The organism is Pseudomonas sp. Leaf129 (assembly GCF_001423465.1).
Taxonomy (GTDB): domain Bacteria; phylum Pseudomonadota; class Gammaproteobacteria; order Pseudomonadales; family Pseudomonadaceae; genus Aquipseudomonas; species Aquipseudomonas coleopterorum.
In genome coordinates, this window is sequence record NZ_LMOC01000007.1 from 487343 (window position 1) to 513399 (window position 26057).

A 26057-nucleotide genomic window follows, 5' to 3' on the forward strand; every position below is an offset into this window, starting at 1 on the left:
CCATCACCATGCCGCAGGCGTCACCCCTTCCCGGGAGTGCATAGTCTGAGAGAACAATATGAACCCCATTACCCGCATCACCGTGCTTGCCACGCTTCTCACCTCCCTTGCCACGGCCGTCGCCGCGCCATCGGTGGACATTACCGTCACCGGTTCGATCGTGCCGGGTGGCTGCACACCTACCTTGAGCAACGCGCTTTTCGATCATGGGCGGTTGTATACCCGCGACCTGCTTGCTGCAGCGCCCACCGTCCTGCTCGATCGTGCCCGTACCTCAACGTTGAACATAAATTGCGAAGCCGCTACCGCTTATGCGCTTCGGGCGGTGGACAATCGCGCCGATTCAGTCCTGGAAAACAACGACGGCAGCCGCTTCGGGCTGGGCTTGACCAGCAAGAACGAGAAAATCGGCTCTTACAGGCTACGTATAGATCCTGAAGGCTCGAGCCTGGATGGCGAACCGGTTCTGCTGTTGATAGGCAGCCCCACTGGCAATGCCTGGTCCGCCGCCGAACGCCGTGCGCGCAGCTTGCGCAACGATGGTCAGCTCATTGGTCTGGCCAGCCGAAAAATCGATGGCGGCGGACCCATGCCGGCAAAGGACGCAGTGCTGACCCTGGTGTCTTACCTGACCATCGCGCCGACCGACAGCTTGACGTTGGACACTGAAGTGCCCCTGGCCGGTGCCGCTACCCTTGAATTGTTCTACTTGTAGGAAGAACTACGTGCAGGAAGAACTAGGTGCAGTCAGATCTACTTGTACCAAGATCTTTCGTAGGAACAGATTTACCTTTCTTCAGAAATTTCCTCTTTCAAAGGGGAAACTTTCCCTTCAGCCTGAAGAGCGTGACCGGTTCCCCGTGCCGGTCAGCTCATCGGGCAGTGAGGGACAACATCATGCATCCTGGCTTTCGGACGCTGACCGCCATGCTGGCGCTCGGCTTCACCACGCCTGCTTTCTGCGCTTCCACTGTGGATATTCAAGTCACCGGAACGCTCGTTCCCAGCGCTTGCACGCCCATCCTGAGTGTCAGCACGCTGCACTTCGGCACCGTGAGTTCGGCCGACCTGCACTCCGAGCGGCCTACCGCGATGATCGAGCACACGCCGAACCTGACGATTCAGTGCGGCACACCCACCTTGTATGGTCTGCGCCTGGTGGACAACCGCGCCGGTTCAGCCTACGACTCCGGCATTGCTGGCCGACTGGGTATGGGCCGCACGGCGTCGGATGAGCAGATTGGCGCGTATTATCTGCAAGTCGATCCAGCACGTTCGACAGTCGATGGCCGTCGTGTGTTTCTCAGCCTCGGCGATCGTACCGGCAGCCTGTGGAGCACTTCTACCGCCCAGCCGATGGCGCTGCCTACCGACGGCAGTTTATTGGGGCTGGTCGACCGTGTCGGCGTAGACACCGGTGCCGTAGTGGTACGAATGGCCCAGCTGGGCATCCGCGCCCATGGCGTTATCGCTCCTGCGCGCAGCCTGACCGTGACCGATGCCGTGCCCCTGGACGGACACGTCACCGTGGAGCTGGTCTACCTGTAAGCATGCGCTACAGGTAGATGATCTCCAGTGTGGCCGAGCCGTCGATCGGGGTTTCCTGGCGCACGTCCAGCCCTCGGGCTGGAGCCAGGTGCAGTTCGACGGTCAGCGGCAGTGACAGCCCCGACCAGGCGCCGGGAGCGACGCCGGGTGTCGCTTGTCGCCCCAGCGCGGTGGGCTGGCCGTCACTGTGCAGCCATCCATCGGGGTGCGGTCGCCAGGTTTGCGCAGAAGCGTCTCCTAGCAAGGGGTAAGCACTGCTGCCGTCACGACCTATCCCCGCGCCCAGCCGAGCGGTGAAGCCGCCCAAGGCCTGACCGTCCGCCGCGCGGCCGATGCCGAACAAGGTCGGGGCGGCAGCCAGAAGCTGGTCGCTGACGGAGCCGGCGCGGTTATCCAGCGCGCGGATAGCGAAGCGCGTCGGTGCGTCGCAGTCCACTTCCAGCACCGTTTGCCGGCTCAACGTGGTGACCGATTCGCGCCGCAGATCGGCCATGCCAATGCGACCGAAGTTCACGTTCGCGTTGCCCGCCAGCGAGGGCCGACACGCGGCTGGAGCGAACCCGGCCTTCACCAGCAATGGCTTTTGCTGACCGACAATGTCGAAACTGCCGCTGGCCGACAGCTCATGGGCGTCACTGGCGGTGAGCACGGTGGGGGCAAGCGTGGCCTGCAGTTCGATCTGCGCCTGCAGGCGTTTGCCCCTGACCGCGCGGCCGGCCCGCAGCGGTTGCAGTGGTTGGTCACCTTCCAGCGCCGCTGCGCCGGTGCGGGTTGCAACCTGTGGCGCAGCGGCCGCCACCTGGCCCCACTGTACCGGCTGATCGTCCACCGATGCCTGCAGCACGCGCAGACGGTAGGCGCCTTGCGAACCCAAGGCATAGCCCTGGTTCGAGAACTGGCCGGCCCGATAGGCAAGCGTCAGATCCTGTTCGGTTTCACACAGTACGCTCAGGCTGAGTCGACGCGGCGGCAAAGGTACCTCGCCGGACGCCAACTGCACGGTCGTGCGATTGAATTGACCCAGGTCGATGTCGGTCGGGCTGAGCGACAGGCTGCATTCCTGCGCCAATGCTGGCAACGGCGCTGCCAAGGTGATGGCCAGCAGCGCTGCCAGGCTGATGCGACGGTTCATGATTCGCGCTCCTCGACGCGGCACTGCGCCACGCTCTGCTCGTAATAGGCCTGGGTATCGGCGCTGGCCGGCAGCTCGAACTGCAAACGGCAGGGCTGCTCGTCCACCGTGCGGCTCCACAATTGCGGACTCGCATGGAGATTGGGCACGAAGACTGCGCCGTCTTCCTGCACCAGCGTCACCAGTTGGCCCTGTGCATCGGTAACGCCCGTGCCACGGCTGAGGCGCCGCCCGGCCTCGTCTTGAACCTGAAGAAGCAGGCGTCGCGTGATTTCCACGCCGAACGTGATCCGCGGCACGGCGCCTCGCGCGGCCTGGAGGGTAGCGGCGCCTTGATGCACGTCGACGTTGCGCGGTAACGAGGCGGTGGCCACCTGCACGTTGCTGCGACCGAACGGCGCCAGTTGCGGCAACACGGCGCGGCCCTTGCGGTCGGTCCACACGCTGCCGCCGGGGGTATCGATCTGCACGTTTGCGACATTCTCCAGGGTCAGCAGGCCAAAGGTGTCCTGCAACGGGTAGGGCGACAAGGTGAAACCGTCTTCGTGCAGCACCACGGCGCCCCGTGCAGCGCCACTGTAGCCATGGCTGCCGCGGCCGTAGCTGGCATAGCCGACGTCCAGTTGACTGGCCTGGGTCAGCCGCGAGACACCGCCGTTGTAGCTCACCTCGCCGGTGCGACTGGCCCGTTCGGCAGCGACCCGGTACTGGGTGCGCTCGTCCCAGCGGCCTTGCACACCGCTGCCCAGGCGGATGCCGGTGCTGTCGTTGCGGGCGGTCGAGCGCCAGTTCAGGCCGTCACTCAGGGGCAGGCTGGCGCTCAGATACAAGGCATTGCCCAGGCCACCGTCGCCGGCCAGCTGCCATTGCCCGGTAGCGGTCAGGGACACGGGACCCAGTCGTCGCCCCCAGTTGACTTGGGCCCGACTGGAGCGTTGCCCATCAAACGCCGTGGTGGTGGACCACGTGCCGCTCAGGCTGCCCGCCCAGGGATGGCTCCAAGCCAGGCCTAAAGCGTACTGGTCGCGCGGGCGGCTGCTCAGGTCCGCGGGCTGATTCCACGCACTGTCGATCAGTTCTCGATAGCCGACCGTCTGCCGACCGGCGCTGAGCAGGGCCGACCAGCGATCGCCGAGTTGCTGATTGAGGCTGATGCTGCCCTGCACGCCTTGGTCGTCCGATTCGCTGGCATGTGCGGCCTGCACCAGGCCCTGCGCTCGCGCGCCGGGCCAGGGTTCAAGGTTCAATCCGGCGCCGCCGGCGTTGTACCCTTGGGCGATGAGGGCACCGCCGCTGAAACTGGCGGCGGGGGCCAGCGGATAGCTGCCACCGGCGCTCAGTACCCAAGGCTCCCGGGCGCTGCGACCGCTGTCGCGCAGCTGGCCAATGCCCAGAGCGAAGCCCCGTGCAGGCAAGTCCAGGCCCAGAGTAGCCGCCAGGACAGTAAAGGTGCGACGTTCGCCATCGGCCTCGATCACCGTGACGTCCAGGTCTCTGCGTCGATCCAGCTGAGGAATATCGCTGAGCTCGAAAGGGCCGGCCGGAACCACGGTGGAATAGATCAGCACGCCGCCCTGGCGGACGTCCACGCGTGCCTGGGTGGCGGCAATGCCCTGCACCCGAGCGCCACTGCCGCCGACGCTCAAGGCGGGTTCGCTCATCCACTGCACGCCAGTGACACGCGCGCCGGCGAGCACCGGGTTGCTCAGGTTGATCTGGCCCAACTGCAGCATTGCCTGCTGATCGCTGAAGGTGCGCTGTGCATAGGCTTCCATGTGCTGCAGGCTCGCCTGGCCCTGCACCGAGTTGTAGAACTGACGGCTGCGCAGTATCCAGTCGCCCGCATTGAGCCCAGCCTCGGTATTGGCCGACAGAAACCGGCTGCGCTGGCCGTTGAACTGGTTGTACAAGCCCTGCACGTCATAGTTGAGCAGGCCGGCAACCCCACCTTGGGTAAAAGCCGAGAGGTCGGCGGAGGCGCTGCGCAACGCTGGTGCAGGTACCAGCAGCCTGACTTCACCGGCTTGTGGCATCAGCTCGACGAGGGTCTGCGGAAACTGCCCGAGGAAATCGCCGCAGTCGGGCCCGGTGTCGATCAGTTCACCGGCATCGCGTACGGCCTGGTCGATACACAGGGCGCCTGCCGCGTCGAACCGGGCCTGGACAATGCCCTTGGGCTGGCCATTGACCCAAAGGCGCACGGCGTGCACACCTTCGGTGAACCGCGCGGTCTGGCTTAAATAGGCGGCCAGGCTAGCGTCGATGCCCCGCAGGCGCAGGGTTTCGCTGTCGAACGGCGTCGGGTGTGCCGCCTGGGTGTACAGCGCCAAGCTCAGTGCGGACAAGGTGCTACGGGTGACCGCGTTCATCAAGGTGCGCCCTGGTTCAGGGTCGCCTCATGGGTCCCCACGGCAAAACCGTACACGGTGGCAGGGGTGAAACGGATCTGCCTATCGGCGGCCGCCGACGCATTGCCGGGCAGGGTGAGCGTGTCGCCGGGCAGTACATAGCTGCGCGGCAGTTGCCAAGGGGTCTGGCTCGGCACGCTGTGCAGTTCCTGGGACAGACGCACGACATAGGGGGTGGGGTTGGCAACCGTCAACTGACCGTCGTGCAGCGACCAGTGCAGGCCTTTCCAGGGTTCGGCATTCTTTGCCAGACCTTTGGGATGGAGGATCACCGGCAGGTTCTGCCGTACGTTCACCGACACCCGTGCCTCGCCGGGGTTGCCCGGCTGAGTGCTCTGCGCCAGACCCTCGAAGATGACCCTTTTCAGGCGTTGGGTGGTCAGCGGCTCGGGATTGGACAGGATGAAGCGCACTAGCTGCGATGCGCCTGCCTCGACCCGCGACAGGGGCGGAGTGACGAACAGCAGCGATGCGCTGTCTTCGGGGATGTGTTCCAGGGTCACGTGCAGCAACGCAGGGTTCGGGTCGCTGTTGGTGACCTTGATGGCGGCTTCGGCCTCGCCCTCGTAGACGATGACTACCGAGGTTTCCGGAATCATCCCGTCGGCATGGAGTCCGGGGCTGCAGGTCAGCAGGGTTGCGATGCCCAGGTACGAATACAGGACGTGGGTGCGGCGGTTCATCGGTGTCTCCAGGCAAGGAACGCAACGGACAAGTACGGCCACGCCTTCCTCGGCACCGAGGTGCCGGGAAGATCTTGTGGGGGTGTTGGGAGGGCTGCGGTACTCTAAAAGCAATCCGGTCGCTGACGGCTCGGACCCTTCCGCAAAGGTGTGACGAAAGGGTTGCAAGCTTCGTAGGAAGGACTCGCGCAAGGCGTTGCAGATAGAAGAACTACCGCTTCGTCGGGGCCTTACAAGTACACGACCTCGATGGTGGCGGCACCGTCGAGGGCGACTTCGTCGGTGAGTGTCAGGCCTTTGGCCGGGGCGATTTCGATAGAGGAGCCCAAGGTAAGGATTGCGCTTCCGACGGCGCTTGGGCCACCGCTTGTGCCCGCTGTCTTCGCGAGGCCGATCAGTCGGCCGTCATTGCGAATGTTGAGCTCGTAGCTGACCGGCGCGCCCCACGCGGCCCCGACCGATGCTGCGGTCATGAAAAGTGCGGCGCCGCCATCCAGTGTTGAACCAGGCGTGGATATCTCGAGGTAATGCGCCCCTATCTTTTCCTTGGCAGGGGTGTAACCAAGTCCATATGGAGCGACGACGTTGGAATGGCGCGCGACGGAGTCTGCACGGTTATCGATGCCCTTGATCGCATAGACGGTGGGGGCTGCACAGTTGATGAACAGTTTTCCCATAATCTGTTTCGAGTAGAAGCTGGTGTGCTTGTCGGAGTTGAGGTCCGTTTTGGAAATGCGCCCATGGTTGAAGGTACCGGTGCTTAAAGTCGGCGTGCACGCGCTCGGAACGATCGAGCCCGCGACAGTGACATCAATGGTCGACGCTGCCATGGCAGCAGGCAAGGCGAGCAGCAAAGCGGCGCCGGTCAGCAGGCGAGATGATAGGTTCATGAAACACTCCCAGGTTGGCTAAAGGTCGTTGCACATCGCAACGCCGCCAACTCTAGGGAGGACAGGGCCGTCCGTAAGTGGGCCAAATCAGAAGTTTGCAGTGAAACTTCCTAGCTGATTTCTACAGCCAAACACGAATTCCCTCACCGCAGTGCGCCCTTCGCGGCCACGGACCGCTCCCAGAGGGGAGGGTCAGATCTTCTGGGCGATCCAGATGGTGTGGCGGGTGCCCTTGTTGCCGTGGGCGAATACTTGCACTTCCTCGGCCTTGAAGCCGGCCTTGCGCAATTTGTCGCTGAACTGGCGGTCGGCGCTGGCCGACCACACGGCCAGTACGCCCTTGGATCTCAGCGCCTTGGCGCAGGCTGCCAGGCCGCCGCTCGAGTAGAGCCAGCTGTTGGCCTTCTGGGTCAGGCCTTCGGGGCCGTTGTCGACGTCCAGCATGATCGCATCGAAGCCTGCCGGTTCGGCCTGCAGTACCTTGGCGACATCTTCCAGGCGGATGATCGTGCGCGGATCGGCCAATGGATTGCCGGCTTTTTCGCCCAGCGGCCCGCGGTTCCATTCGACCACGCCCGGAACCAGTTCGGCGACCACCACCTCGGCGGTCTTGCCCAAGTGCTTGAGCGCCGAAGCCAGGGTGAAACCCATGCCCAGCCCGCCGATCAGCACCCGCGAATTCGGCCGCCCGGCTACCTTGCGGCAGGGGATCTCGGCCAGGGCGTCTTCGGAACCGTGCATGCGGGTGTTCATCAGTTGGCCGCCGTCACCGCCCTGGATCTTGATGACGAAGTCTTCGCCGTACTCGAACAGGCAGAGCGCACCGCCGTTGTCGGGGATCGGTGTGGTGTCGAGCAGTACGAAGCGTTTCATCGGTCAATCTCGGAAGGAGGACAAGGTAATGCCATGGTAGTAGCCTGTGTCATCGGAACAGGCAGTCAGGCCTTGGGGTGTTCAATGAAGTTGCGCAGTGTATCGGTCTTTGCATGTGTTGCCCTATGTGCCGGTGTCGCATCGGCCTCGTCGCTGCCCCCGGGATCGCCGGGTACACCCACGCCAACGCCCTACCCACAGGTCACCGTGCCGTCGACCCATGGCGGCGAGGGCATGAGCAATTCGCCGCCGTTGCTGCCGCCCATACCGTTGCCTGCGCCACCCAAGGCCGAGAACGTCCCCGAACCCGAGCGTCAGGACACGCCGCCAACCCCGGTCAAGCCCAAATCCCCCGGCGGTTGATCGCGTTTTCCCCGGCATACCGCATTCACCGCCGACGCGGCTCGCGCCGCTGCTACAGGCGGTCACAAGCCGCCTGAAACCCCGCAATCCCCACCGCATCCGATGCGTCGCGAACCCTGTAGCAGCGGCGCAAGCCGCGTCCGGGGCCAGCGCGTTCCTTCAGGCACGCCACATCAAGATTGCTTGGGTGTCCCCAAGGCCTTGAGCACGAAGGCATATTCCAACGCCACGTCACGCAGGCCCTGGTAACGGCCGCTCATGCCGCCGTGGCCGGCGCCCAGTTCGGTCTTGAGCAGCAGCAGGTTGTCGTCGGTCTTGCGCGCACGCAAGCGCGCTACCCACTTTGCCGCTTCCCAGTACTGCACACGGCTGTCGTTGTAGCCAGCGATCACCAGCAGGTGCGGATACGCCTGCGCGGTGATGTTCTCGTACGGCGCGTAAGCTTTGATGCGCGCATGCACCTCGGGCTCCTGCGGGTTGCCCCACTCGTCGTATTCGGTCACGGTCAGCGGCAGGTCGGGGTCGAGCATGGTGTTGAGCACATCGACGAACGGCACCTCCGCCACCGCCGCCTGGAACAGCTCCGGACGCTGGTTCAACACGGCGCCGATCAACAGGCCGCCCGCGCTGCCGCCACTGATGACCAGTTGCTCGGCGCGCGTCAGCCCTTGCTCGATCAAGTGTTCGGCACAAGCGATGAAATCGCTGAAGGTATTGCCTTTGTGTTCCTGCTTGCCCGCCCGATACCACGCCTCGCCCAACTCGCCGCCGCCGCGCACATGGGCGATGGCAAAGGCAATGCCGCGGTCCAGCAAACTCAACCGCGCATGGGAAAACCACGGATCCAGGCTCTCGCCGTAAGCGCCGTAGCCATACAGGTACAGCGGCGTGGCCTGCCCAACGAAGGTTTTCTTCATCACCAGGCTGATCGGCACCTGAGTGCCGTCTGCAGCGGTGGCCCAGAGGCGCTGGCTGACATAGTCGTCGGCGTCGAACCGACCCAGCACCGGCGTCTGCTTGAGCACCAACTGGGCACCGTCGCGCAGGTTCAGTTGACGAACCTGGCCAGGCCGGTTCAGGGCCTCGTAGCGCAAGCGAATCTGCTCGCTGGCGAATTCCAGGCTGTCGGACACATACAGGCTGTATGCGGCATCCGGCAGTTGCACAGGGTAGGGCGCCAGACCCCGGGCATGGACTTCGATGATCGGCAGGCCGCGTGCGCGCAGGCTCAAGGTAAAGGCGGCGGCATTGAGGGTCACGCCTTCGAGCATCACATCGTCACGGTGCGCGATCAGCGTTCGCCACTGCTCGCGAGTCGGCGCCGCGCCGGTGTCGGCAGCCTGGTACAGGGCGAAGTTGATGCCCGACTGGTTGCTGCGGATGAACCAGGTCCAGGCACCGTCGAGTTGGCCGTGATCCGGATAGTATTCATGGTCCTCGACCCTTGGCGCCAGGCAGGTGAAATTCCCTGCAGGCTGGTCGGCATCCAGCACCCAGGCTTCGCTGGTGGTCTTGCTGTTGAGCAGCAGGATCAGCTGACGCTCGGAGCTGGAACGGTAGCAGTGCAGGAAAAAGCGCCCGTCGTTCTCCTCGAACACCTGCTCGGCGCCGTCGCTGCCCAAGGTATGGCGGTGCAGCCGGTGAGGGCGGTGGGTCTCGTCCAGTTCACCGAAGAACAGGGTCTGGCTGTCGTTGGCCCAGGTCATGCTGCCGTCGCAGTCGTCGAAGGGCAGTTCCACCACCGCATCGGTGGCCAGTTCCTTGACGAACAGGCGGTAGATTTCGTCGCCACTGGTGTCCAGGCTGTAGGCCAAGCGCTGGTGGTCGGGGCTGATGTTGAACGCACCCATCGACAGGAAGCCGCCCTTGGCCAGCACATTGGGGTCCAGCAGCAACTGCTCGGAGTGCTCGTCGACCTGGGTGGTGCCGTCGTCCGGGCGTGCGCAGCGATAGTGCCGCGGGTACTCGTCGCCTGCGGTGGTGCGGGTGTAGTACAACCATGGCCCCCACGGCGAGGCGAGGGACAGGTCGGTTTCGCGGATGCGCCCCTTTATTTCCTCGAACAACTGCTCGCGCAGCTCGGCCTGGTCGGCCAGCTGTGCCTCCTGCCAGGCGTTCTCGGCCTTGAGGTGGTCGAGCACGTCGGCGCGGTCGCGTACCTGCAGCCAGGCGTAGGGATCGGCGCCGGGAGCGACATGGGCGATAGGGGCGGCGGTTGGCTGGGACATGAGCGGCTCTCTTGGCGCAGGCGTTGACGGCACGTGCCGGTGGGCACGACAACAGGAGCGCCTGGCAGGCGAAAAGCCGTTATCATAAGCGCCTATTTGCCTGCCATGCCACGGACACCATGACCGAGAACGACTATTTCCTCGCCTGGGGTATCTACGCCTTCGCCGCCTTGGGCTGCATTCTGGTGTGGTTTCGTATCACCCGCTGGATGTGGCGCTACCTGCGCGAGCCCTTGCGCCTGCTGGGCGTGGTGCTGTTGCTGACGCCCACCGTGGTCGACCCGGCCCGCGACCTGCTGGCGCCGGCCGTGGCCATCAGCGCCCTGGAGCTGTTGTTCAAGATGGGCGGCAGTGCCTGGGGTGCGATTTCCGACCTGGCCATGGCCGCAGTGATTGCCTTGGGCGTGTACGTGATTTTCGCCCTGGTGCGCCTACCGTTCCTGCGCAAGGCCGAGGCGCGCCGTCGGGCGCAAGCCCAGGCCCAGGCGGACGCTGCCGCGCAACGCGATGACGATGGCGAAGCGCTCGCGCAGCGCGTCGACGATCGCGAACAGCGCCACGTCCCGCCACCGCGGGAAAACCTGCGTGTCGAACCGCGCATCTGAATCCACGCCCATCGTCTCGAGTACCGTGCATGTGTGAACTTCTGGGCATGAGTGCCAACGTACCGACCGATATCGTTTTCAGCTTCACCGGCCTGATGCAGCGCGGCGGCCGTACCGGGCCGCACCGCGACGGCTGGGGCATCGCCTTCTATGAAGGCCGGGGCCTGCGCCTGTTCCAGGACCCGACCGCCAGCAGCGAATCGGAAGTGGCGCAGTTGGTGCAGCGCTACCCGATCAAGAGCGAAGTGGTCATCGGCCATATTCGTCAGGCCAACGTTGGCAAGGTCTGCCTGGCCAATACCCACCCCTTCGTGCGTGAGCTGTGGGGACGCAACTGGTGCTTCGCCCACAATGGCCAGTTGGCCGATTTCGACCCGCGCGCCGATTTCTATCGTCCGGTGGGCGATACCGACAGCGAAGCGGCGTTCTGCGACCTGCTCAACCGCGTCCGCGAATCCTTTCCCGAACCAGTCGAGTTCGAGCGCCTGCTGCCTATCCTGGTGCAGGCCTGCGAGCAGTACCGTGGCCAGGGTGTATTCAACTGCCTGCTCAGCGACGGCGACTGGCTGTTCTGCTTCTGTTCGACCAAGCTGGTGCACATTACCCGGCGGGCACCTTTCGGCCCGGCGCGGCTCAAAGACGTGGACGTGATCGTGGATTTCCAGGCCGAAACCACGCCTGACGATGTGGTGACGGTGATCGCCACCGAGCCATTGACCGAGAACGAAACCTGGAACCGTTACGAGCCCGGCAACTGGGGCCTGTGGCGCCAGGGTGAATGCGTGGCCACCGGGCAGGCGCAACCTGCCTAGCCTGCCTGTTTGCCTGGAACGACCGACAAGAAGCACCGTGGCAATGCCACCCTAGACCGAGAGAATGTTCATGCTGCGAAGCTACCTGCGACTTGTGCTGTTTGCCGTCGGCTTGCTGGTGGGTGTGCAAGTGCCCGGCGTGATCAACGACTACAGCCAGCGGGTCGAGGCCCATCGGCTCGAAGCGCAGCAGAGCCTGCGGGGTTTCAGCGAGACTGCGCAGCGCTTCTTCAATGGTGACCTGCAGGCGCTGGTGGCGCATTACCGCGCCAGCGAAGATCCAGTGTTCCGCAGCGACGCCGCCAGCATCGGCGCGTTGCTGGCCCGCAACCAGCTGCTGGAGCGTGAGTGGCAGGCGTTGCAGGGACCCTGGTATGAAAAAGCCTGGCATGTGCTGGCCAAGGCCGATCCGCAACTGCGCCAGGAAACCCTGAACGGCTACAGCTACCAGGTGCTGCTGGCGCCGGAAGCGATTGCTTGGGGCATCGCCTGCGCGCTGCTGCTGGCCTGGGTCGTGGAAAGCATCATCCTGTTCATCGGCTGGACCCTGTGGTTCGGCCGTCGCCGCGCCAAACCCGTGGCCGAACCCCTGGTACGTCGCGAACGCTAGAGCGCGACCCTGCGCGCCTCAGCCGTCACTTGGCCAGATAGCGCATCCCGTCTTCCAACCCGCTCAGGGTCAGCGGGTACATGCGCTCTTCCACCAGCTCCCGAATCAGGTGGGTGGAGGCCGTGTAACCCCAGGTGTTCTGCGGATAGGGATTGATCCAGATGAGTTTCTTGTAGGTATGCACGAAACGCTGCAGCCACACCAACCCCGGTTCCTCGTTCCAGTGCTCGACACTGCCGCCCGGATGCGTGATTTCATAAGGCGCCATCGCCGCATCGCCGATGAACACCACCTTGTAGTCGGGGCCGTACTTGTGCAGCAGGTCGTGGGTGCTGATGCGCTCGGCGTTGCGCCGCTGGTTGTCCTTCCAGACCGTCTCGTAGACACAGTTGTGAAAGTAGAAATACTCGAGGTGCTTGAACTCGGTACGGCAGGCCGAGAACAACTCTTCGCAGACCTTGACGTGGGCGTCCATCGAACCGCCGATATCGAACAGCAACAACAGCTTCACGTTGTTGCGCCGCTCGGGACGCAACTGGATGTTGAGCAGCCCGCCATCGCGTGCGGTGTGGTCGATGGTGCCATCGATGTCCAGCTCATCGGCCGCCCCTTGCCGAGCGAACTGGCGCAAACGACGCAGTGCCACCTTGATGTTGCGGGTACCCAGTTCCACGCTGTCATCCAGGTTGCGGTACTCGCGCTGGTCCCACACCTTTACCGCCTTGCCCTGACGCTCGCCGGCATCGCCCACGCGAATGCCCTCGGGGTGATAGCCACCCGAGCCGAACGGACTGGTGCCGCCGGTGCCGATCCACTTGCTGCCGCCGGCATGCCGGCCTTTCTGTTCCTCCAGGCGCTGCTTGAAGGCTTCGATCAGCTTGTCCAGCCCGCCCAGGGATTGGATCTGCGCGCGTTCCTCGGCGCTCAACGAGCGCTCGAACTCCTTGCGCAGCCATTCTTCCGGGATCAGCGCTTCGAGGTGTTGATCAAGGTTCTGCAGGCCGTTGAAATAGGCTGAAAACGCCCGGTCGAACTTGTCGAAATGACGTTCGTCCTTGACCAGTATCGCCCGCGCCAGAAAGTAGAATTCGTCCATGTCGGCGAACGTCACCCGTTGCTCCAGGGCGTTGATCAGGTCAAGCAACTCGCGCACCGACACTGGCACCTTGGCCGCGCGCATTTCATTGAACAGGTTGAGCAGCATGGCGGACGCCCTCGCAGTCGGAAAGAGGCAATCAGCGGTTGCCGCGCCGGCTCATGAAGGCCAGGCGTTCGAGAAGCTGCACGTCCTGTTCGTTCTTGACCAGGGCACCGGCCAGCGGCGGAATGGCCTTGGTCGGATCGCGTTCGCGCAGCACCGCTTCGCCAATGTTGTCGGCCATCAACAGCTTGAGCCAGTCGACCAGCTCGGAGGTGGAGGGCTTCTTTTTCAGGCCGGGCACTTTGCGCACGTCGAAAAACACGTCCAGGGCTTCGGCCACCAGGGTTTTCTTGATGTCGGGGTAGTGCACGTCGACGATGCGTTGCAGGGTGGTGCGGTCGGGAAAGGCGATGTAGTGGAAGAAGCAGCGACGCAGGAATGCGTCGGGCAGCTCCTTTTCGTTGTTGGAGGTAATGATGATGATCGGGCGGTGACGGGCCTTGATGGTTTCGTTGGTCTCGTAGACATAGAACTCCATCTTGTCGAGTTCCTGCAGCAGGTCGTTGGGGAACTCGATGTCGGCCTTGTCGATTTCATCGATCAGCAGGATGACCCGTTCATCGGCTTCGAAGGCCTCCCACAGCTTGCCTTTCTTGAGGTAGTTGCGCACGTCGTGGACCTTGTCCACACCCAGCTGCGAATCGCGCAGACGGCTGACCGCGTCGTACTCGTACAGGCCCTGGTGGGCCTTGGTGGTGGACTTGATGTGCCAGGTGATCAGCCGCGCACCGAAGGACTCGGCCAGTTGCTCGGCCAGCATGGTCTTGCCGGTGCCTGGTTCGCCCTTGACCAGCAGGGGCCGCTGCAGGGTGATCGCGGCATTGACCGCCAGCTTGAGGTCGTCGGTGGCAACGTAGGCGGGGGTGCCTTCGAACTTCATGGGGCTGTCCTCGGTGGTCAAGTGTGGGGGTCGACTATATAGCGCGGTGAGGTGTTTGTGGTGGGTCAGGTAGGGCCTCTTCGCGGGCAGAGACCCGCTCCCACAAGGGGCGGTGCAAACTCTGTGGGAGCGGGCTCTGCCCGCGAAGAGGCCAGTCCAGCCACAGCATTTGCATCCGACCTTGTGTGAGTAGACCTGCCACCTCATTCCTGCTTGGGCGGCGCCTGTTCATAGCGCGCATTGAAAGCCTGCACGAAGCCGTTGCGCAGGATCTGCCAGAACGCCTGCAGCGGGCTGATGTCCTGGCGATGCACGTTACCGCTGAGTTCGACCCGGGTCGCGAACTGGTTCTGCGACTGGTTCTTGAGCACCGTCTCGGTCCCACCGACCACTGCCTCCCAGATCGAACGGAAGAAACCCTTGTCCTTGTTTTCCACGTCCTGCTGCCAGTTGAACACATCGACGTTGTGCAGCAACGGCTTGATGTAGCCACTCAGGCGGGCATTGTCGGCATCCGCCTCGATCACGATATCGCCAGTGCCGGCGTTGAAATCGAACTTGCCATAGGCACCGGAGAAGTCATTGAGCCGACGCAGCTCGATCCCGGTGGCGCGCAGCCGAAATTCGAAGTCTTCGAAGTTGCTGAACGGATCGAACGTGGCAGTGCTTTCCACCGGGGCCTGGCCGAACAGCTTGGCATGGCCTTCGAAACGCGCATCGCGCTTGCCTTCCAGGTCTTCCACATTGGTCAGGTTGTAGAGGCTGGCGTTGACCTGGTTGGCGCTGATGTTGACCTGGGGTTTGGACGAGAAATTGCGGAAGCTGATCTTGCCGTCGTTGACCCGCACCTCGTTCAAGGTGATCGGCAGCAGCTTGTTCATCTGGTCGCGCCAGTCAGTACCGGCACCGGTCTGAGTGGCCTGTTTGTTGGCGCCACCGTCGACGAAGTTAAGCTCCGGGCGCAAGAATTCCACCCGTGCCACCACCGCGTGGTCGTACCACAGGGCGTGCCAGCTGACGGCGATGTCGACCACCGGCGCATCGAGCAACGGTACCGGCACCTTGCCGCTGGTCTTGATGATCTGCAGGCCATTGATCTGATAGGCGCCGCGCCACCAGGCCAGGTCGACGTCGCTGACGCGGCCCTTGTATTCGCCCATGTCGGCGAGCTTGTCGTTGAGGTAGTCGCGCACCAGGTAGGGCAGGGCGATGTGCAGGGCGAGCACCAGTACAACCAGGCCGGTGAAGGTCCAGAGCGGCCAGCTGTAGCGACGTTTCATGGCAGAATCTCCCGAACGATGGTTAGCCATTGACTGTCCACAGTCTCATCCGTTCGCTGGACTCGCCCCCATCGCGGGCTTAACCTTGGATTTTTCCTGCTGCAGCACAAGGACCTTTTCGCCATGAGCCGCATTTACGCCGACAACGCCCACTCCATCGGCAACACGCCGCTGGTGCAGATCAACCGCATCGGCCCGCGCGGGGTGACCCTGCTGGCCAAGATCGAGGGGCGCAACCCCGGCTACTCGGTCAAGTGCCGCATCGGCGCGAACATGATCTGGGACGCGGAAAGCTCCGGCAAGCTCAAGCCGGGCATGACCATCGTCGAGCCCACCTCGGGCAATACCGGCATCGGCCTGGCCTTCGTGGCCGCCGCGCGCGGCTACAAGCTGATGCTGACCATGCCCGCGTCCATGAGCCTGGAGCGGCGCAAGGTGCTCAAGGCGCTGGGTGCCGAACTGGTCCTGACCGAGCCGGCCAAGGGCATGAAGGGTGCCATCGAAAAGGCGGGCGAAATCGTTGCCAGCAACCCCGAGCTGTATTTCATGCCGCAGCAGTTCGACAACCCGGCCAACCCGGCCATCCATGAGAAGACCACCGGCCCGGAAATCTGGAACGACACCGACGGCGCCGTCGATGTGCTGGTGGCCGGCGTGGGGACCGGCGGGACCATCACCGGCATCTCGCGCTACATCAAGCAGGTTCAGGGCAAGTCGATCCTCAGCGTTGCGGTCGAGCCGCTGACCTCGCCGATCATCACCCAGGCCATGGCCGGCCAGGACATCACTCCCGCGCCACACAAGATCCAGGGCATCGGCGCCGGGTTCATTCCGAAGAACCTCGACCTGTCACTGGTGGATCGTGTCGAGCTGGTCAGCGACGACGAAGCCAAGGCCATGGCGCGGCGCTTGATGCAGGAGGAGGGCATTCTCTGCGGCATTTCCTGTGGCGCCGCCATGGCAGCCGCCGCCAAGCTGGCGGAGAAGCCGGAAATGCAAGGCAAGACCATCGTGGTCATCCTGCCCGATTCGGGTGAGCGCTACCTGTCGAGCATGCTCTTCAGCGACCTGTTCACCGAGACCGAACTGCAAGCCTGACGGCAGCGGTGTGCCTCACTGTAGGAGCGGTCCGCGGCCGCGAAAAACACGCCGCGATACACCTGACCCACCGCGCCGATTTTTTCGCGGCCGATGACCGCTCCTACGGGCCTGCAACGGCTGCGTGCCGACCGCTGCCCCGCGCCTTTCATTTCCAGCCGAGCCCCCAGGGTTTATCATGGCGCACTGCCCATTCGAGGATCCGCTCCATGACCCTTTCCTTCGCCGCCAAGGCTGCCGTGCTGTTGCTGTTCATCGGCAGCACGCTCTACGTGCACCTGCGGGGCAAGGCGCGTCTGCCGGTGCTGCGCCAGTTCGTCAACCATTCCGCTCTGTTCGCGCCCTATAACGCCTTGATGTACCTGTTTTCCAGCGTGCCGTCCAAACCCTATCTGGACCGCAGCAAATTCCCCGAGCTGGATGTGCTCAAGGACAACTGGCAGGTCATCCGCGACGAAGCCATGCACCTGTTCGACGAGGGTTACATCCGCGCCGCCGAGAAGAACAACGACGCCGGCTTCGGTTCGTTCTTCAAGAAAGGCTGGAAGCGTTTCTACCTCAAGTGGTACGACAAATCCCTGCCATCGGCCAACGCGCTGTGCCCCCGCACCGTGGAATTGGTCAACAGCATTCCCAACGTCAAGGGTGCCATGTTCGCGCTGCTGCCCGGCGGCAGTCACCTGAACCCGCACCGCGACCCGTTCGCCGGTTCGCTGCGCTACCACCTGGGCCTGTCGACGCCCAACTCCGATGCCTGCCGCATTTTCGTCGACGGCCAGGAATACGCCTGGCGCGATGGCGACGATGTGATGTTCGACGAGACCTACGTGCATTGGGTCAAGAACGAAACCGAACACACTCGGGTCATCCTGTTCTGTGACATCGAGCGGCCGCTGAGCAATCGCTTCATGGTCGGCCTCAACAAGCGCGTCAGCGCGTTCCTGGGGCGCGCCACCGCGCCGCAGAACCTGGACGACGAGCGCGTCGGCGGCATCAACCAGGCCTACGCCTGGAGCAAGACGTTCAGCGATCGCTTCAGCGGCAAGGTCAAACAGTTCAAGCGCGCCAACCCCAAAGCCTACCGCGTGCTGCGCCCGGTGCTGGCGGTGGTTGTGCTGACCGCGCTGGGGTACTGGTTGTTTGGTTGATCCTTAAGGCCTTTTCACCGCCTTCCCCGCCCTACGCGCAAGCCCGCTCCCACAGGATTCTCGCTATTCGACAACCCTTTGTGGGAGCGGGCTCTGCCCGCGAAAGGGCCCCCTGACATCCCGCATTCCACCCCCTGTCACACCTTGTCCAACCTCCCCACCTGAGGATGCATACGATTCGCTTTTACAACCGAATCGTAAGGAAGTTCCATGCATCCTCCACTTTCTTTGCGGCCCCTGGCCGTGATGATTGCCCTGGCCGCTGCCGGGGTGGCTCGAGCCGAGCCGATCGAATTGACCGCCCCGACCGTCCTCGATGAGGTGGTGGTCACAGCATCCGGCTTCGAGCAAAGCGTGGAGGATGCACCGGCCTCCGTCACCATCATCACCGGCGACGAATTGCGCAAAAAATCCTACAACGACCTCGGTGATGCCGTACGCAACATCGAGGGTGTGATCGTCAACGGCAGCGCCAACGAGACCGACATCTCCATCCGCGGCATGCCACCGGACTACACCCTGATTCTGGTCGACGGCAAACGCCAGAGCAGCCGCGAAACCCGTGTCAACGGCAACCGCGGCTACGAGCAGAGCTTCGTGCCACCGGCCGAAGCCATCGAACGCATCGAAGTGGTCCGCGGCCCGATGTCTTCGCTGTACGGCTCGGACGCCATCGGCGGCGTGATCAACATCATCACTCGCAAGGTCTCTCCCCAGTGGGGCGGCTCGGTGTCCTACGATTACGCGGCGCGCCAGCACAGCGATCAGGGCAATGCTCGTCAGACCCAGTTCTACCTCAACGGTCCGCTGGTGGAGAAGTACCTGGGCGTGCAGGTCTGGGGCCGCTACCTCGACCGCCAGGCCGACGATGACGTGGAGGTCACCAACGGCTTTACCAAGGCCGACCACAAGGACCTCACCGCGCGCCTGGCCTTCACCCCCAACGAAGACCACGACATCCTTCTGGAAGGCGGCGCCACGCGCTTGAAGAACGGCGACGGCACCAGCGTCAACTGGGCCACCCGCGAGCAGGAAAACAACCGCGACCACTACTCGCTCTCTCACCAGGGGCGCTGGGGCTGGGCGACGTCGGACGTGTCCCTGGCCTATGAAAAAGCCAGCCGCGAGGGCAAGGCCGCAGCCAATCAGCCGGAAATCCTGGGGCGCAAACCAGTGGTGGAGAACACCGTGTTCGATGCCAAGCTGGTCATCCCCACGGCCTACAACATCACCACCACCGGCCTGCAATGGAACCGGGCGCAACTGAGCGACTGGAACCAGGGCCTGATGGACCGCCGCAACTACGAGTTCTCGGTGACCCAGAAAGCCCTGTTCGCCGAAAACGAATGGTCGGTGACCGATGATTTCGCCTTGACCACCGGCGCCCGCGTCGACGAGCACGAGCAATACGGCACCCACGTCAGCCCGCGCCTCTATGGCGTCTGGCGTGCCACTCCGGACTGGACCTTCAAGGGCGGCGTGGCGCGTGGCTTCAAGGCTCCCGAGATTCGCGCCGTGGTGCCCGGTTACGCCACCATCCGCCGCAACACCTACGTGAACCTGGGCAACCCGGACCTGAAACCGGAAACCAGCACCAACTACGAACTGTCGGCGCTGTGGTCCAACCGCAATAACCTGTCGGCCGGAGCCACTGTGTTCCACAACGTGTTCAAGGACAAATTGTCCACGGAAAACACCGCGCGCCGCTGGAACGGCTACATCGTCCAAGACCGCATCAACGTCGATGAAGCAACGATCACCGGTGCCGAGGTCAACGGCCGCTGGGACATCACCCGTGCCTTTGCCGTGAAGGGCAACTACACCTACACCGATTCGGAGCAGAAGAGCGGCAGCAACGCAGGCGCACCGCTGTCGCTGACACCCGAGCACAAGGCCAACGTCAGTGCCGACTGGACCCTGTCCGACCGCGCCCAGGCGTGGGCTTCGGTCAACTACTATGGCCAGGAATACGGCACCACCCTGAGTGGCGAACCGGCCCCGGCCTACACCACGGCCGACATCGGTGGCTCGTACGAGCTGACCCGCGACATCACCCTCAAGGCGGCGGTGTACAACCTGGCCGACAAACGTCTGGATGACGACACCTACGGCACGGTCAACTACGGTCGCACGTTCTGGATGGGCACCACGCTGCGCTTCTGACACGCCAAGGCTCTACCGGAAGGATCAGCCCGGCAGCCGCACCAGGGCCGCCAGCCCCGGTGTCCGGTTTTCCAGTACCAGCTCGCCGCCATGGGCCTGCACGCAGGCGCGGGCGATCGCCAGCCCCATGCCCAGGCCGCCACCGTGGCTGGGGTCGGCGCCGCCCTTGCCCAGTTGCACGAAGGGCTCGAACACCTGTTGCAGCCAGGCGGCGTCGATCCCCGGTCCGTGATCGCGAATCTCGATGCACAGCCCGCCCGACGCTTCCCGGTACAGGCGCACCTGCGCATCACCGCCATGGCGCAAGGCATTGTCGATCAGGTTGGTCAGCGCCCGCTTGAGGGCCAGCGGTCGGCAGCGGCAGGCCACCGGCGCTGAGCCTGGCCAGTCGATGGGCGTGCCCAGGGTCTGGTAGCGTCGAGCGAGGTCGCTCAGCAAGTCACTCAGGGAAACCTCGACGGTGGCCTCCTGCACCGCATCGCCGCGTACGAAATCCAGGGTTTCACTGACCATGGCGCGCAACTCGTCGAGGCTGTCGAGCATGTCCTGGCGCAGCTCGGGCTCTTCGAGCAACTCCACCTGCAAACGCAGCTCGGTGATGGGCGTATTGAGGTCGTGGCTCAGCGCGGCCAGCATGCGCGTGCGGCCCTCGACATGGCGGGCGATACGCTCCTGCATCACATTGAAAGCCAGGGTCAGTTCCTGTGCCTCGCGCGGGCCCGACAACGGCAGCGGTGCGATCCATTCGCCCCGGCTGACGCGTTCGGTGGCCAGGGACAGACGCTTGACCGGTGCGACGACACGGCGCATGAAAAAAATCACGATCAGCAGCACCGGGATGGTACTGACCGGCACGCTGTAGGCCAGCAGTCGGCCCCATTCATAGGCACCGGCAGGTGCCTGCTCGGCGTTGAGCTGAGTGCCGTCGGGCAGGCTCATCGAGCTGCGCAGGCGCAGGGCCTGCCAACCGGCGCGCTTGAACAGATGCTCGCGGGCCGGACCGCCGCTGCTGCGCTCCAACTGCAGGACAACCACCGCTTGGTCGGCAAGCCCCAGGCGCTGACGCACGGCCGTGGCCAGGCGTCGTTCTTCGGTGTGCATGGCAAAAGGCTGGACCTGGGCTGCGGAAGCCACCCAGAAGCGCGCGTCGGCAGTGCCCATGGCGTCGAGCAGGCGCCGGGCGTCGGCCGCCGGCAGATCGCGCGCCGCTTGATAGGCCGTGGCCAGACGCTCGACCACCAAGGTGCGTGACAGCGGGTGTACCAGCGATCCGGTGCGTTGCAGCAACAGCATCGCGATGAGGTTGGACGCCAGCAGCGCCAGCAGCAACAGCACACCCAATTGCCGGGTCATGGTCCGTGGCCAGGCCCGGCGCAGCCCCTTCATGCCGGGTACTGAACGACGTTCGCCGCCAGGCGGTAGCCACCACCCCACACGGTCTGCAACAGCATCGGCTGCAAGGCGCTGTCGGCCAGCTTGCGGCGCAGACGGCTGATCTGCCGATCAATGGCGCGATCGAACAGATCGCTGCCCGGCCGCGAGGTCAGCTCGATCAAGCGCTCGCGACCCAGTACGGTATTGGGGTGCTCGAGAAACACTTCCAGCAAGCGGCCTTCCACGGTGCTCAGACGCACCTGGCTCTGGTCGGAACGGGTCAGCGTGTTGCAGCCGCTGCGAAAGCTCAGGTCGGCGAACTCGAAACGACGCAAGGGGGCGGGCAGCACTGACGTGGCTTCGCCGGGCGTGCCGCGCCTGCGCAGTACGCTGTGGATGCGCGCCACCAGTTCGCGCGGTTCGAACGGCTTGACCACGTAGTCGTCGGCACCGGCGTCCAGCCCCTGGACACGGTCGGCGCAGGCGTCGCGTGCGGTCAGCAGAATCACCGCGGCCGCCGACTTGTGCGCCAGCGCGCGACACAGCTCGAATCCATCGCCATCGGGCAGCATGACGTCGAGAATCAGCACGTCGAACACGTCATGCTTGAGCAGCGCCCACATGCCCGCCGCGTCCTCGGTGGTGCGGACGTCGAAACCGAAACGGCGCAGGTAGATGGCCAGCGGCTCACGGATCTTTCGGTGGTCATCGACCACCAGCAGACGAGGAGGGGAAGGATTCATGATGGCTGCGTTCGCGGATGATTCTCATTCGGAACGCGATCTTACAGCAAGCTCGATAACCGTGCAGCAGCACCGGACGGGGGCGGCGGGCGCCGACCCCGTCCGGCCGGTGTCACGCCTGAGCGTTCTTGAACGCCAGACGGAACCGGTGCAGCAACGGCTCGGTGTAGCCGCTGGGTTGCTCACAGCCCTGGAAGACCAGCGCACTGGCGGCCGTGAACGCCACCGAGTTCTGGAAGTCGGCCGCCATCGGGCGGTACGACGGATCCCCGGCATTCTGCTGATCCACCACGCGGGCCATGCGCTCCAGGGTTTCGACGATCTGCTCGCGGCTGACCACGCCGTGGAGCAGCCAGTTGGCCAGGTGCTGGCTGGAAATACGCAGGGTTGCGCGGTCTTCCATCAGCCCGACGTCGTGGATGTCCGGCACCTTGGAGCAACCGATGCCCTGTTCGACCCAGCGCACCACGTAGCCCAGCAAGCCTTGGGCATTGTTGTCCAGTTCCTGACGGATCTCCTCGGCGCTCCATTGCGCATTGGCCACCACCGGGATGGTCAACAGGTTGTCCAGCAGCGCATCGTGCTCGGCCTTGGCGTCGATCTTCTCCAAGGTCTGCTGCACTTCGCTGACATTGACCTGGTGGTAATGCAGCGCATGCAAGGTGGCTGCGGTGGGCGAGGGTACCCACGCGGTATTGGCACCGGCTTTGGGATGACCGATCTTCTGCACCAGCATGTCGGCCATCAGGTCGGGCATGGCCCACATGCCCTTGCCGATCTGCGCCTTGCCGCGCAGGCCGCAGGCCAGGCCGGTAAGCATGTTGTTGCGTTCGTACGCCGCAATCCAGGCGCTGCCTTTCATGTCGCCCTTGCGCATCATCGGGCCGGCCTGCATGGCACTGTGGATCTCGTCGCCGGTGCGGTCGAGGAAGCCGGTGTTGATGAACGCCACGCGGGTCGATGCAGCGCCGATACAGGCCGCGAGGTTCACCGAAGTGCGGCGTTCCTCGTCCATGATGCCGATCTTCAGGGTATTGCGCGAAAGGTTGAGCAGGTCCTCGATGGCGGCGAACAACTTGTCCGCGAAGGCCACCTCGGCCGGGCCGTGCATCTTCGGCTTGACGATGTACAGGCTGCCCGTGCGCGAGTTGCTTCGACGTTCCAGGTCATACAGCCCGATCAGGCTAGTGATCACGCCGTCGAGAATGCCCTCGGGGATCTCCCGGCCTTCATCGTCGAGGATCGCTGGATTGGTCATCAGGTGGCCGACGTTGCGGATCAACAGCAGCGAACGGCCATGCAGGGTCAACTCGCCGCCTGTTGGCGTGTGGTACTGGCGATCCGGATTGAGGCGGCGGGTGATGCGCTGGCCGCCTTTCTCCAATTCCTCGGTGAGATCGCCACGCATCAGGCCCAGCCAGTTGCGGTAGATCGCCACCTTGTCACTGGCATCCACCGCCGCTACCGAGTCTTCGCAGTCGATAATGGTCGACAGGGCCGCCTCGAGCAGCAGGTCCTTCACACCCGCCGCATCGGTACGCCCAATGGGCGAGGTGGGGTCGATCTGAATCTCGATGTGCAGCCCGTGGTGCTTGAGCAACACCGCAACCGGCTGTTGCGCGTCGCCCTGAAAGCCGACGAATTGACTCGGATCGGCCAGTCCGGTCACGCCGCCATCGGTCAGGCTCACCTGCAACTGGCCTGCTTCGATACGATAGCCGTTGGCGTCGCTGTGCGAACCCTTGGCCAGCGGGGTGCTCTGGTCGAGCAGGTCGCGGGCGAAGGCGATCACGCGGTCGCCGCGAACCTGATTGTAGCCCTGGCCCTTGGCCGCGCCGTCGCTTTCCGGAATGGCGTCGGTGCCATACAGCGCGTCGTACAAGGAGCCCCAGCGGGCATTGGCGGCGTTCAGGGCGTAGCGGGCATTGGTCGACGGCACCACCAACTGCGGACCGGCCACCAGGGCGATTTCGTCATCGACATCGCGGGTGCTGATTTCCACGCGGTCGGGCTGGGGGACCAGGTAGCCGATGGTGTGCAGGAAGCTGCGGTAGGCGGCCGGATCCTGAATCGGTCCGGGGTGCGCACGGTGCCACTTGTCCAGTTCGGTCTGCAAGCGGTCGCGTTCGGCCAGCAACAAGCGGTTCTGCGGTGCGAACTCGTGAACCAGGGCGTCGAAACCGGTCCAGAACGCTTCGGATTCCAACCCGCTGCCAGGCAGCACTTCGTTCTCGATGAAATCGTACAGGGTGGCGTCGACTTGCAGACGCTGGGCTCTCATGCGGTGCTTCATTGCGGTCTCCTTGGATACGGGGAAGGAATTCAGGCCAGGGCGGCAGCGCCGGCCTTGGCGATCTGGGCATCTTCAGCGGGCTTGACCCCGGACACGCCGACCGCGCCGATGACCTGGCCTTCGTGGATCAGCGGCACGGCGCCTTCCAGGCACGTCATCAGATTACCGGACAGGAACGCGGTCCGCCCATTGTTGACCATCTCTTCGAACACCACCGATTCCTTGCGCCCCAACGCCGAAGTGCGTGCCTTGCCCGGTGCGATGTACGCCGTGCTGGCGGCGGCGCCGTCCAGCCGTTCGAAAGCCAGCAGATGACCGCCGTCGTCGACCACGGCAATGCCCACCGCCCAGTTGTTCTTCTGCGCTTCGGCGCGGGCAGCGGCGAGGATGCGGGTGACGTCTTCCTGGCCAAGAATCGCTTTGCTTTGCATGTGCTTCTCCAGTGCTGTTGTCGAGGGGTTCAAATAGCAATGTGTCAAAGGTGGGTGTCAATCGGCCATGGCTTGTTCCACCAGTTCGATCCAGTGCCGCACCGGGGTGCGTGCAGCACCGTCCAGATGGTTCTGGCAACCGATGTTGGCGGTGGCGATCACTTGCGGCGCACCGCTTTCCAAGGCGTTCAGGCGGTTGTCGCGTAGTTGCCGCGACAACACCGGCTGGGTCACCGAATAGGTGCCGGCCGAACCGCAGCACAGGTGGCCGTCCGGCACATCGGTCAAATGAAAGCCCAAGCGTCGCAATAGCTGTTCGGTCACGCCACCCAGCTTCTGCGCGTGCTGCAAGGTGCATGGGCAGTGGAAGGCCATGCGCAGGTCGGTGTGGACGGCCAATTGCTCCACCGGCTCGTCGCGCAACACCTCGACCAGGTCCTTGGCCAGCCGGCTGACTGTCTGGGCCTTGGTCGCGTAGGCCGGATCCTGTTCCAGCAGGTGCCCGTAATCCTTGATGAAAGCGCCGCAGCCGCTGGCAGTCTGCACGATGGCTTCGGCGCCTGCTTCGATGGCCGGCCACCAGGCGTCGATGTTGTGCCGCGCTCGCTGCAGGCCGCGCGCTTGATCATCCAGGTGATAGTCCACCGCACCGCAGCAGCCAGCCTGACGAACCGCCGTGACGCTGATGCCCAGCCGGTCCAGCACGCGCGCGGCGGCGGCATTGGTATTGGGCGACAGCCCCGGCTGTACGCAACCTTCGAGCATCAGCACGCGACGTGCGTGTTGCGTGGCAGGGCGGGCCACGGCCGCGTGGACCTGACGCGGCAGCTTGTCCTTGAGGCGTTGCGGTAGCAGTGGGCGAAAGGTCTGGCCCAGCTGGATCAACGCCTTGAATGCGCTCGGGTGGGGGGCCAGTGCACGCAGACCGCCGCGCAGCCAGCGTTGTTCCACAGGCCGCGGCACCGCTTGGTCCACCACTGCGCGACCGATGTCCAGCAGGTTGTGGTAGTCCACGCCCGAGGGGCAGGTGGATTCGCAGTTGCGGCAGCTCAGGCAGCGATCCAGATGCTGCTGCGTGTGCGCCGTCACTTCGTGGCCTTCGAGCACTTGCTTGATCAGGTAGATGCGTCCGCGCGGCCCGTCCAGCTCGTCACCCAGCAATTGATAGGTGGGGCAGGTTGCATTGCAGAAGCCACAGTGCACGCAACTGCGCAGAATGCGTTCGGCTTCCTCGGCGCGTGGCAGCAAACGGGCCTGATCACTCAGTTGGGTCTGCATGGTTCAGGACTCCTGT

The 26057-nt window shown here is 64.1% G+C and carries 23 protein-coding genes; 9 read left to right on the forward strand and 14 right to left on the reverse strand.

All coding sequences use genetic code 11. The features are described 5' to 3' along the window. Window positions 1-58 precede the first annotated feature (58 nt). Together ASF66_RS13815 and ASF66_RS13820 are read left to right on the forward strand one after the other, a co-directional pair. Window positions 59-715 carry a DUF1120 domain-containing protein gene (locus ASF66_RS13815; protein WP_056844249.1) on the forward strand — a complete coding sequence of 219 codons (657 nt, stop codon included), beginning with the start codon at window positions 59-61 and terminating at the stop codon, window positions 713-715. Between the two features lie 182 nt (window positions 716-897). Beyond that, window positions 898-1548 carry a DUF1120 domain-containing protein gene (locus tag ASF66_RS13820; RefSeq protein WP_056844250.1) on the forward strand — a complete coding sequence of 217 codons (651 nt, stop codon included), beginning with the start codon at window positions 898-900 and terminating at the stop codon, window positions 1546-1548. A 7-nt stretch (window positions 1549-1555) separates the two neighbouring features. On the opposite strand, the gene ASF66_RS13825 is transcribed toward ASF66_RS13820, so the two are convergent. From ASF66_RS13825 to ASF66_RS13845, 5 genes are all read right to left on the reverse strand, one after another. After that, window positions 1556-2680 (reverse strand): DUF1120 domain-containing protein, encoded by a 1125-nt coding sequence (locus tag ASF66_RS13825; protein WP_056844251.1) that lies wholly within the window; start codon window positions 2678-2680, stop codon window positions 1556-1558. Beyond that, window positions 2677-5049, reverse strand: a complete 2373-nt coding sequence (locus ASF66_RS13830) for a fimbria/pilus outer membrane usher protein (RefSeq protein ID WP_056844252.1) — start codon at window positions 5047-5049, stop codon at window positions 2677-2679. Before ASF66_RS13830 ends, ASF66_RS13825 begins: the two co-directional genes overlap by 4 nt. Then, on the reverse strand, window positions 5049-5771 hold the full coding sequence (locus ASF66_RS13835; RefSeq protein ID WP_056844253.1) for a fimbria/pilus chaperone family protein: 723 nt from the start codon (window positions 5769-5771) through the stop codon (window positions 5049-5051). The genes ASF66_RS13830 and ASF66_RS13835 overlap by 1 nt, the downstream gene beginning before the upstream one ends. A gap of 230 nt (window positions 5772-6001) precedes the next feature. Beyond that, entirely contained in the window at window positions 6002-6661 is a 660-nt protein-coding gene (locus ASF66_RS13840; RefSeq protein ID WP_056844254.1) for a DUF1120 domain-containing protein, read from the reverse strand. A 192-nt stretch (window positions 6662-6853) separates the two neighbouring features. Continuing rightward, window positions 6854-7534 carry a spermidine synthase gene (locus ASF66_RS13845; protein ID WP_056844255.1) on the reverse strand — a complete coding sequence of 227 codons (681 nt, stop codon included), beginning with the start codon at window positions 7532-7534 and terminating at the stop codon, window positions 6854-6856. Window positions 7535-7768: 234 nt separating this feature from the next. Here ASF66_RS13845 and ASF66_RS23270 point away from each other — a divergent pair, with 234 nt between their 5' ends. Then, the gene (locus tag ASF66_RS23270) at window positions 7769-7897 is read left to right on the forward strand and encodes a hypothetical protein (RefSeq protein WP_442962774.1); all 129 of its coding nucleotides are present in this window, start codon (window positions 7769-7771) and stop codon (window positions 7895-7897) included. A 173-nt stretch (window positions 7898-8070) separates the two neighbouring features. Here ASF66_RS23270 and ASF66_RS13850 read toward each other — a convergent pair whose 3' ends face one another. After that, window positions 8071-10125, reverse strand: a complete 2055-nt coding sequence (locus ASF66_RS13850) for a S9 family peptidase (RefSeq protein WP_056844256.1) — start codon at window positions 10123-10125, stop codon at window positions 8071-8073. Between the two features lie 119 nt (window positions 10126-10244). Here ASF66_RS13850 and ASF66_RS13855 point away from each other — a divergent pair, with 119 nt between their 5' ends. The 3 genes from ASF66_RS13855 (at window position 10245) to ASF66_RS13865 (ending at window position 12152) form a co-directional block, all read left to right on the forward strand. After that, window positions 10245-10730, forward strand: coding sequence for an MFS transporter (locus ASF66_RS13855; RefSeq protein WP_236707109.1), 486 nt, complete (start codon window positions 10245-10247; stop codon window positions 10728-10730). A 29-nt stretch (window positions 10731-10759) separates the two neighbouring features. Beyond that, window positions 10760-11542 (forward strand): class II glutamine amidotransferase, encoded by a 783-nt coding sequence (locus ASF66_RS13860; RefSeq protein WP_056844257.1) that lies wholly within the window; start codon window positions 10760-10762, stop codon window positions 11540-11542. A 70-nt stretch (window positions 11543-11612) separates the two neighbouring features. Further along, window positions 11613-12152 carry a DUF2937 family protein gene (locus ASF66_RS13865; protein ID WP_056844301.1) on the forward strand — a complete coding sequence of 180 codons (540 nt, stop codon included), beginning with the start codon at window positions 11613-11615 and terminating at the stop codon, window positions 12150-12152. A 25-nt stretch (window positions 12153-12177) separates the two neighbouring features. Here the strand turns inward: ASF66_RS13865 and ASF66_RS13870 are convergent, their stop codons facing one another. The 3 genes from ASF66_RS13870 to ASF66_RS13880 form a co-directional block, all read right to left on the reverse strand. Then, the gene (locus tag ASF66_RS13870; protein WP_056844258.1) at window positions 12178-13356 is read right to left on the reverse strand and encodes a vWA domain-containing protein; all 1179 of its coding nucleotides are present in this window, start codon (window positions 13354-13356) and stop codon (window positions 12178-12180) included. A gap of 31 nt (window positions 13357-13387) precedes the next feature. Then, window positions 13388-14233 (reverse strand): AAA family ATPase, encoded by an 846-nt coding sequence (locus ASF66_RS13875; protein WP_056844259.1) that lies wholly within the window; start codon window positions 14231-14233, stop codon window positions 13388-13390. A 203-nt stretch (window positions 14234-14436) separates the two neighbouring features. Continuing rightward, complete coding sequence (locus ASF66_RS13880) at window positions 14437-15513, reverse strand: DUF748 domain-containing protein (protein WP_056844260.1); 1077 nt, start codon at window positions 15511-15513, stop codon at window positions 14437-14439. A 123-nt stretch (window positions 15514-15636) separates the two neighbouring features. Between ASF66_RS13880 and cysK the strand changes: the two genes are divergently transcribed. The 3 genes from cysK (at window position 15637) to ASF66_RS13895 (ending at window position 19922) form a co-directional block, all read left to right on the forward strand. Further along, on the forward strand, window positions 15637-16611 hold the full coding sequence (gene cysK / locus ASF66_RS13885) for a cysteine synthase A (protein ID WP_049862474.1): 975 nt from the start codon (window positions 15637-15639) through the stop codon (window positions 16609-16611). A gap of 209 nt (window positions 16612-16820) precedes the next feature. Next, complete coding sequence (locus ASF66_RS13890; RefSeq protein ID WP_056844261.1) at window positions 16821-17759, forward strand: aspartyl/asparaginyl beta-hydroxylase domain-containing protein; 939 nt, start codon at window positions 16821-16823, stop codon at window positions 17757-17759. Between the two features lie 210 nt (window positions 17760-17969). Beyond that, window positions 17970-19922 (forward strand): TonB-dependent receptor domain-containing protein, encoded by a 1953-nt coding sequence (locus tag ASF66_RS13895; RefSeq protein ID WP_056844262.1) that lies wholly within the window; start codon window positions 17970-17972, stop codon window positions 19920-19922. A gap of 24 nt (window positions 19923-19946) precedes the next feature. On the opposite strand, the gene ASF66_RS13900 is transcribed toward ASF66_RS13895, so the two are convergent. The 5 genes from ASF66_RS13900 to glcF form a co-directional block, all read right to left on the reverse strand. After that, entirely contained in the window at window positions 19947-21275 is a 1329-nt protein-coding gene (locus ASF66_RS13900; protein WP_056844263.1) for an ATP-binding protein, read from the reverse strand. Between the two features lie 29 nt (window positions 21276-21304). After that, on the reverse strand, window positions 21305-22039 hold the full coding sequence (locus tag ASF66_RS13905; RefSeq protein WP_056844264.1) for a response regulator transcription factor: 735 nt from the start codon (window positions 22037-22039) through the stop codon (window positions 21305-21307). A gap of 112 nt (window positions 22040-22151) precedes the next feature. Further along, complete coding sequence (locus ASF66_RS13910; protein ID WP_056844265.1) at window positions 22152-24332, reverse strand: malate synthase G; 2181 nt, start codon at window positions 24330-24332, stop codon at window positions 22152-22154. Between the two features lie 29 nt (window positions 24333-24361). Then, window positions 24362-24763 carry a heme-binding protein gene (locus tag ASF66_RS13915; protein WP_049862480.1) on the reverse strand — a complete coding sequence of 134 codons (402 nt, stop codon included), beginning with the start codon at window positions 24761-24763 and terminating at the stop codon, window positions 24362-24364. 57 nt (window positions 24764-24820) lie between these two features. After that, the gene (gene glcF, locus ASF66_RS13920) at window positions 24821-26041 is read right to left on the reverse strand and encodes a glycolate oxidase subunit GlcF (protein WP_049862481.1); all 1221 of its coding nucleotides are present in this window, start codon (window positions 26039-26041) and stop codon (window positions 24821-24823) included. Window positions 26042-26057: the final 16 nt, after the last annotated feature.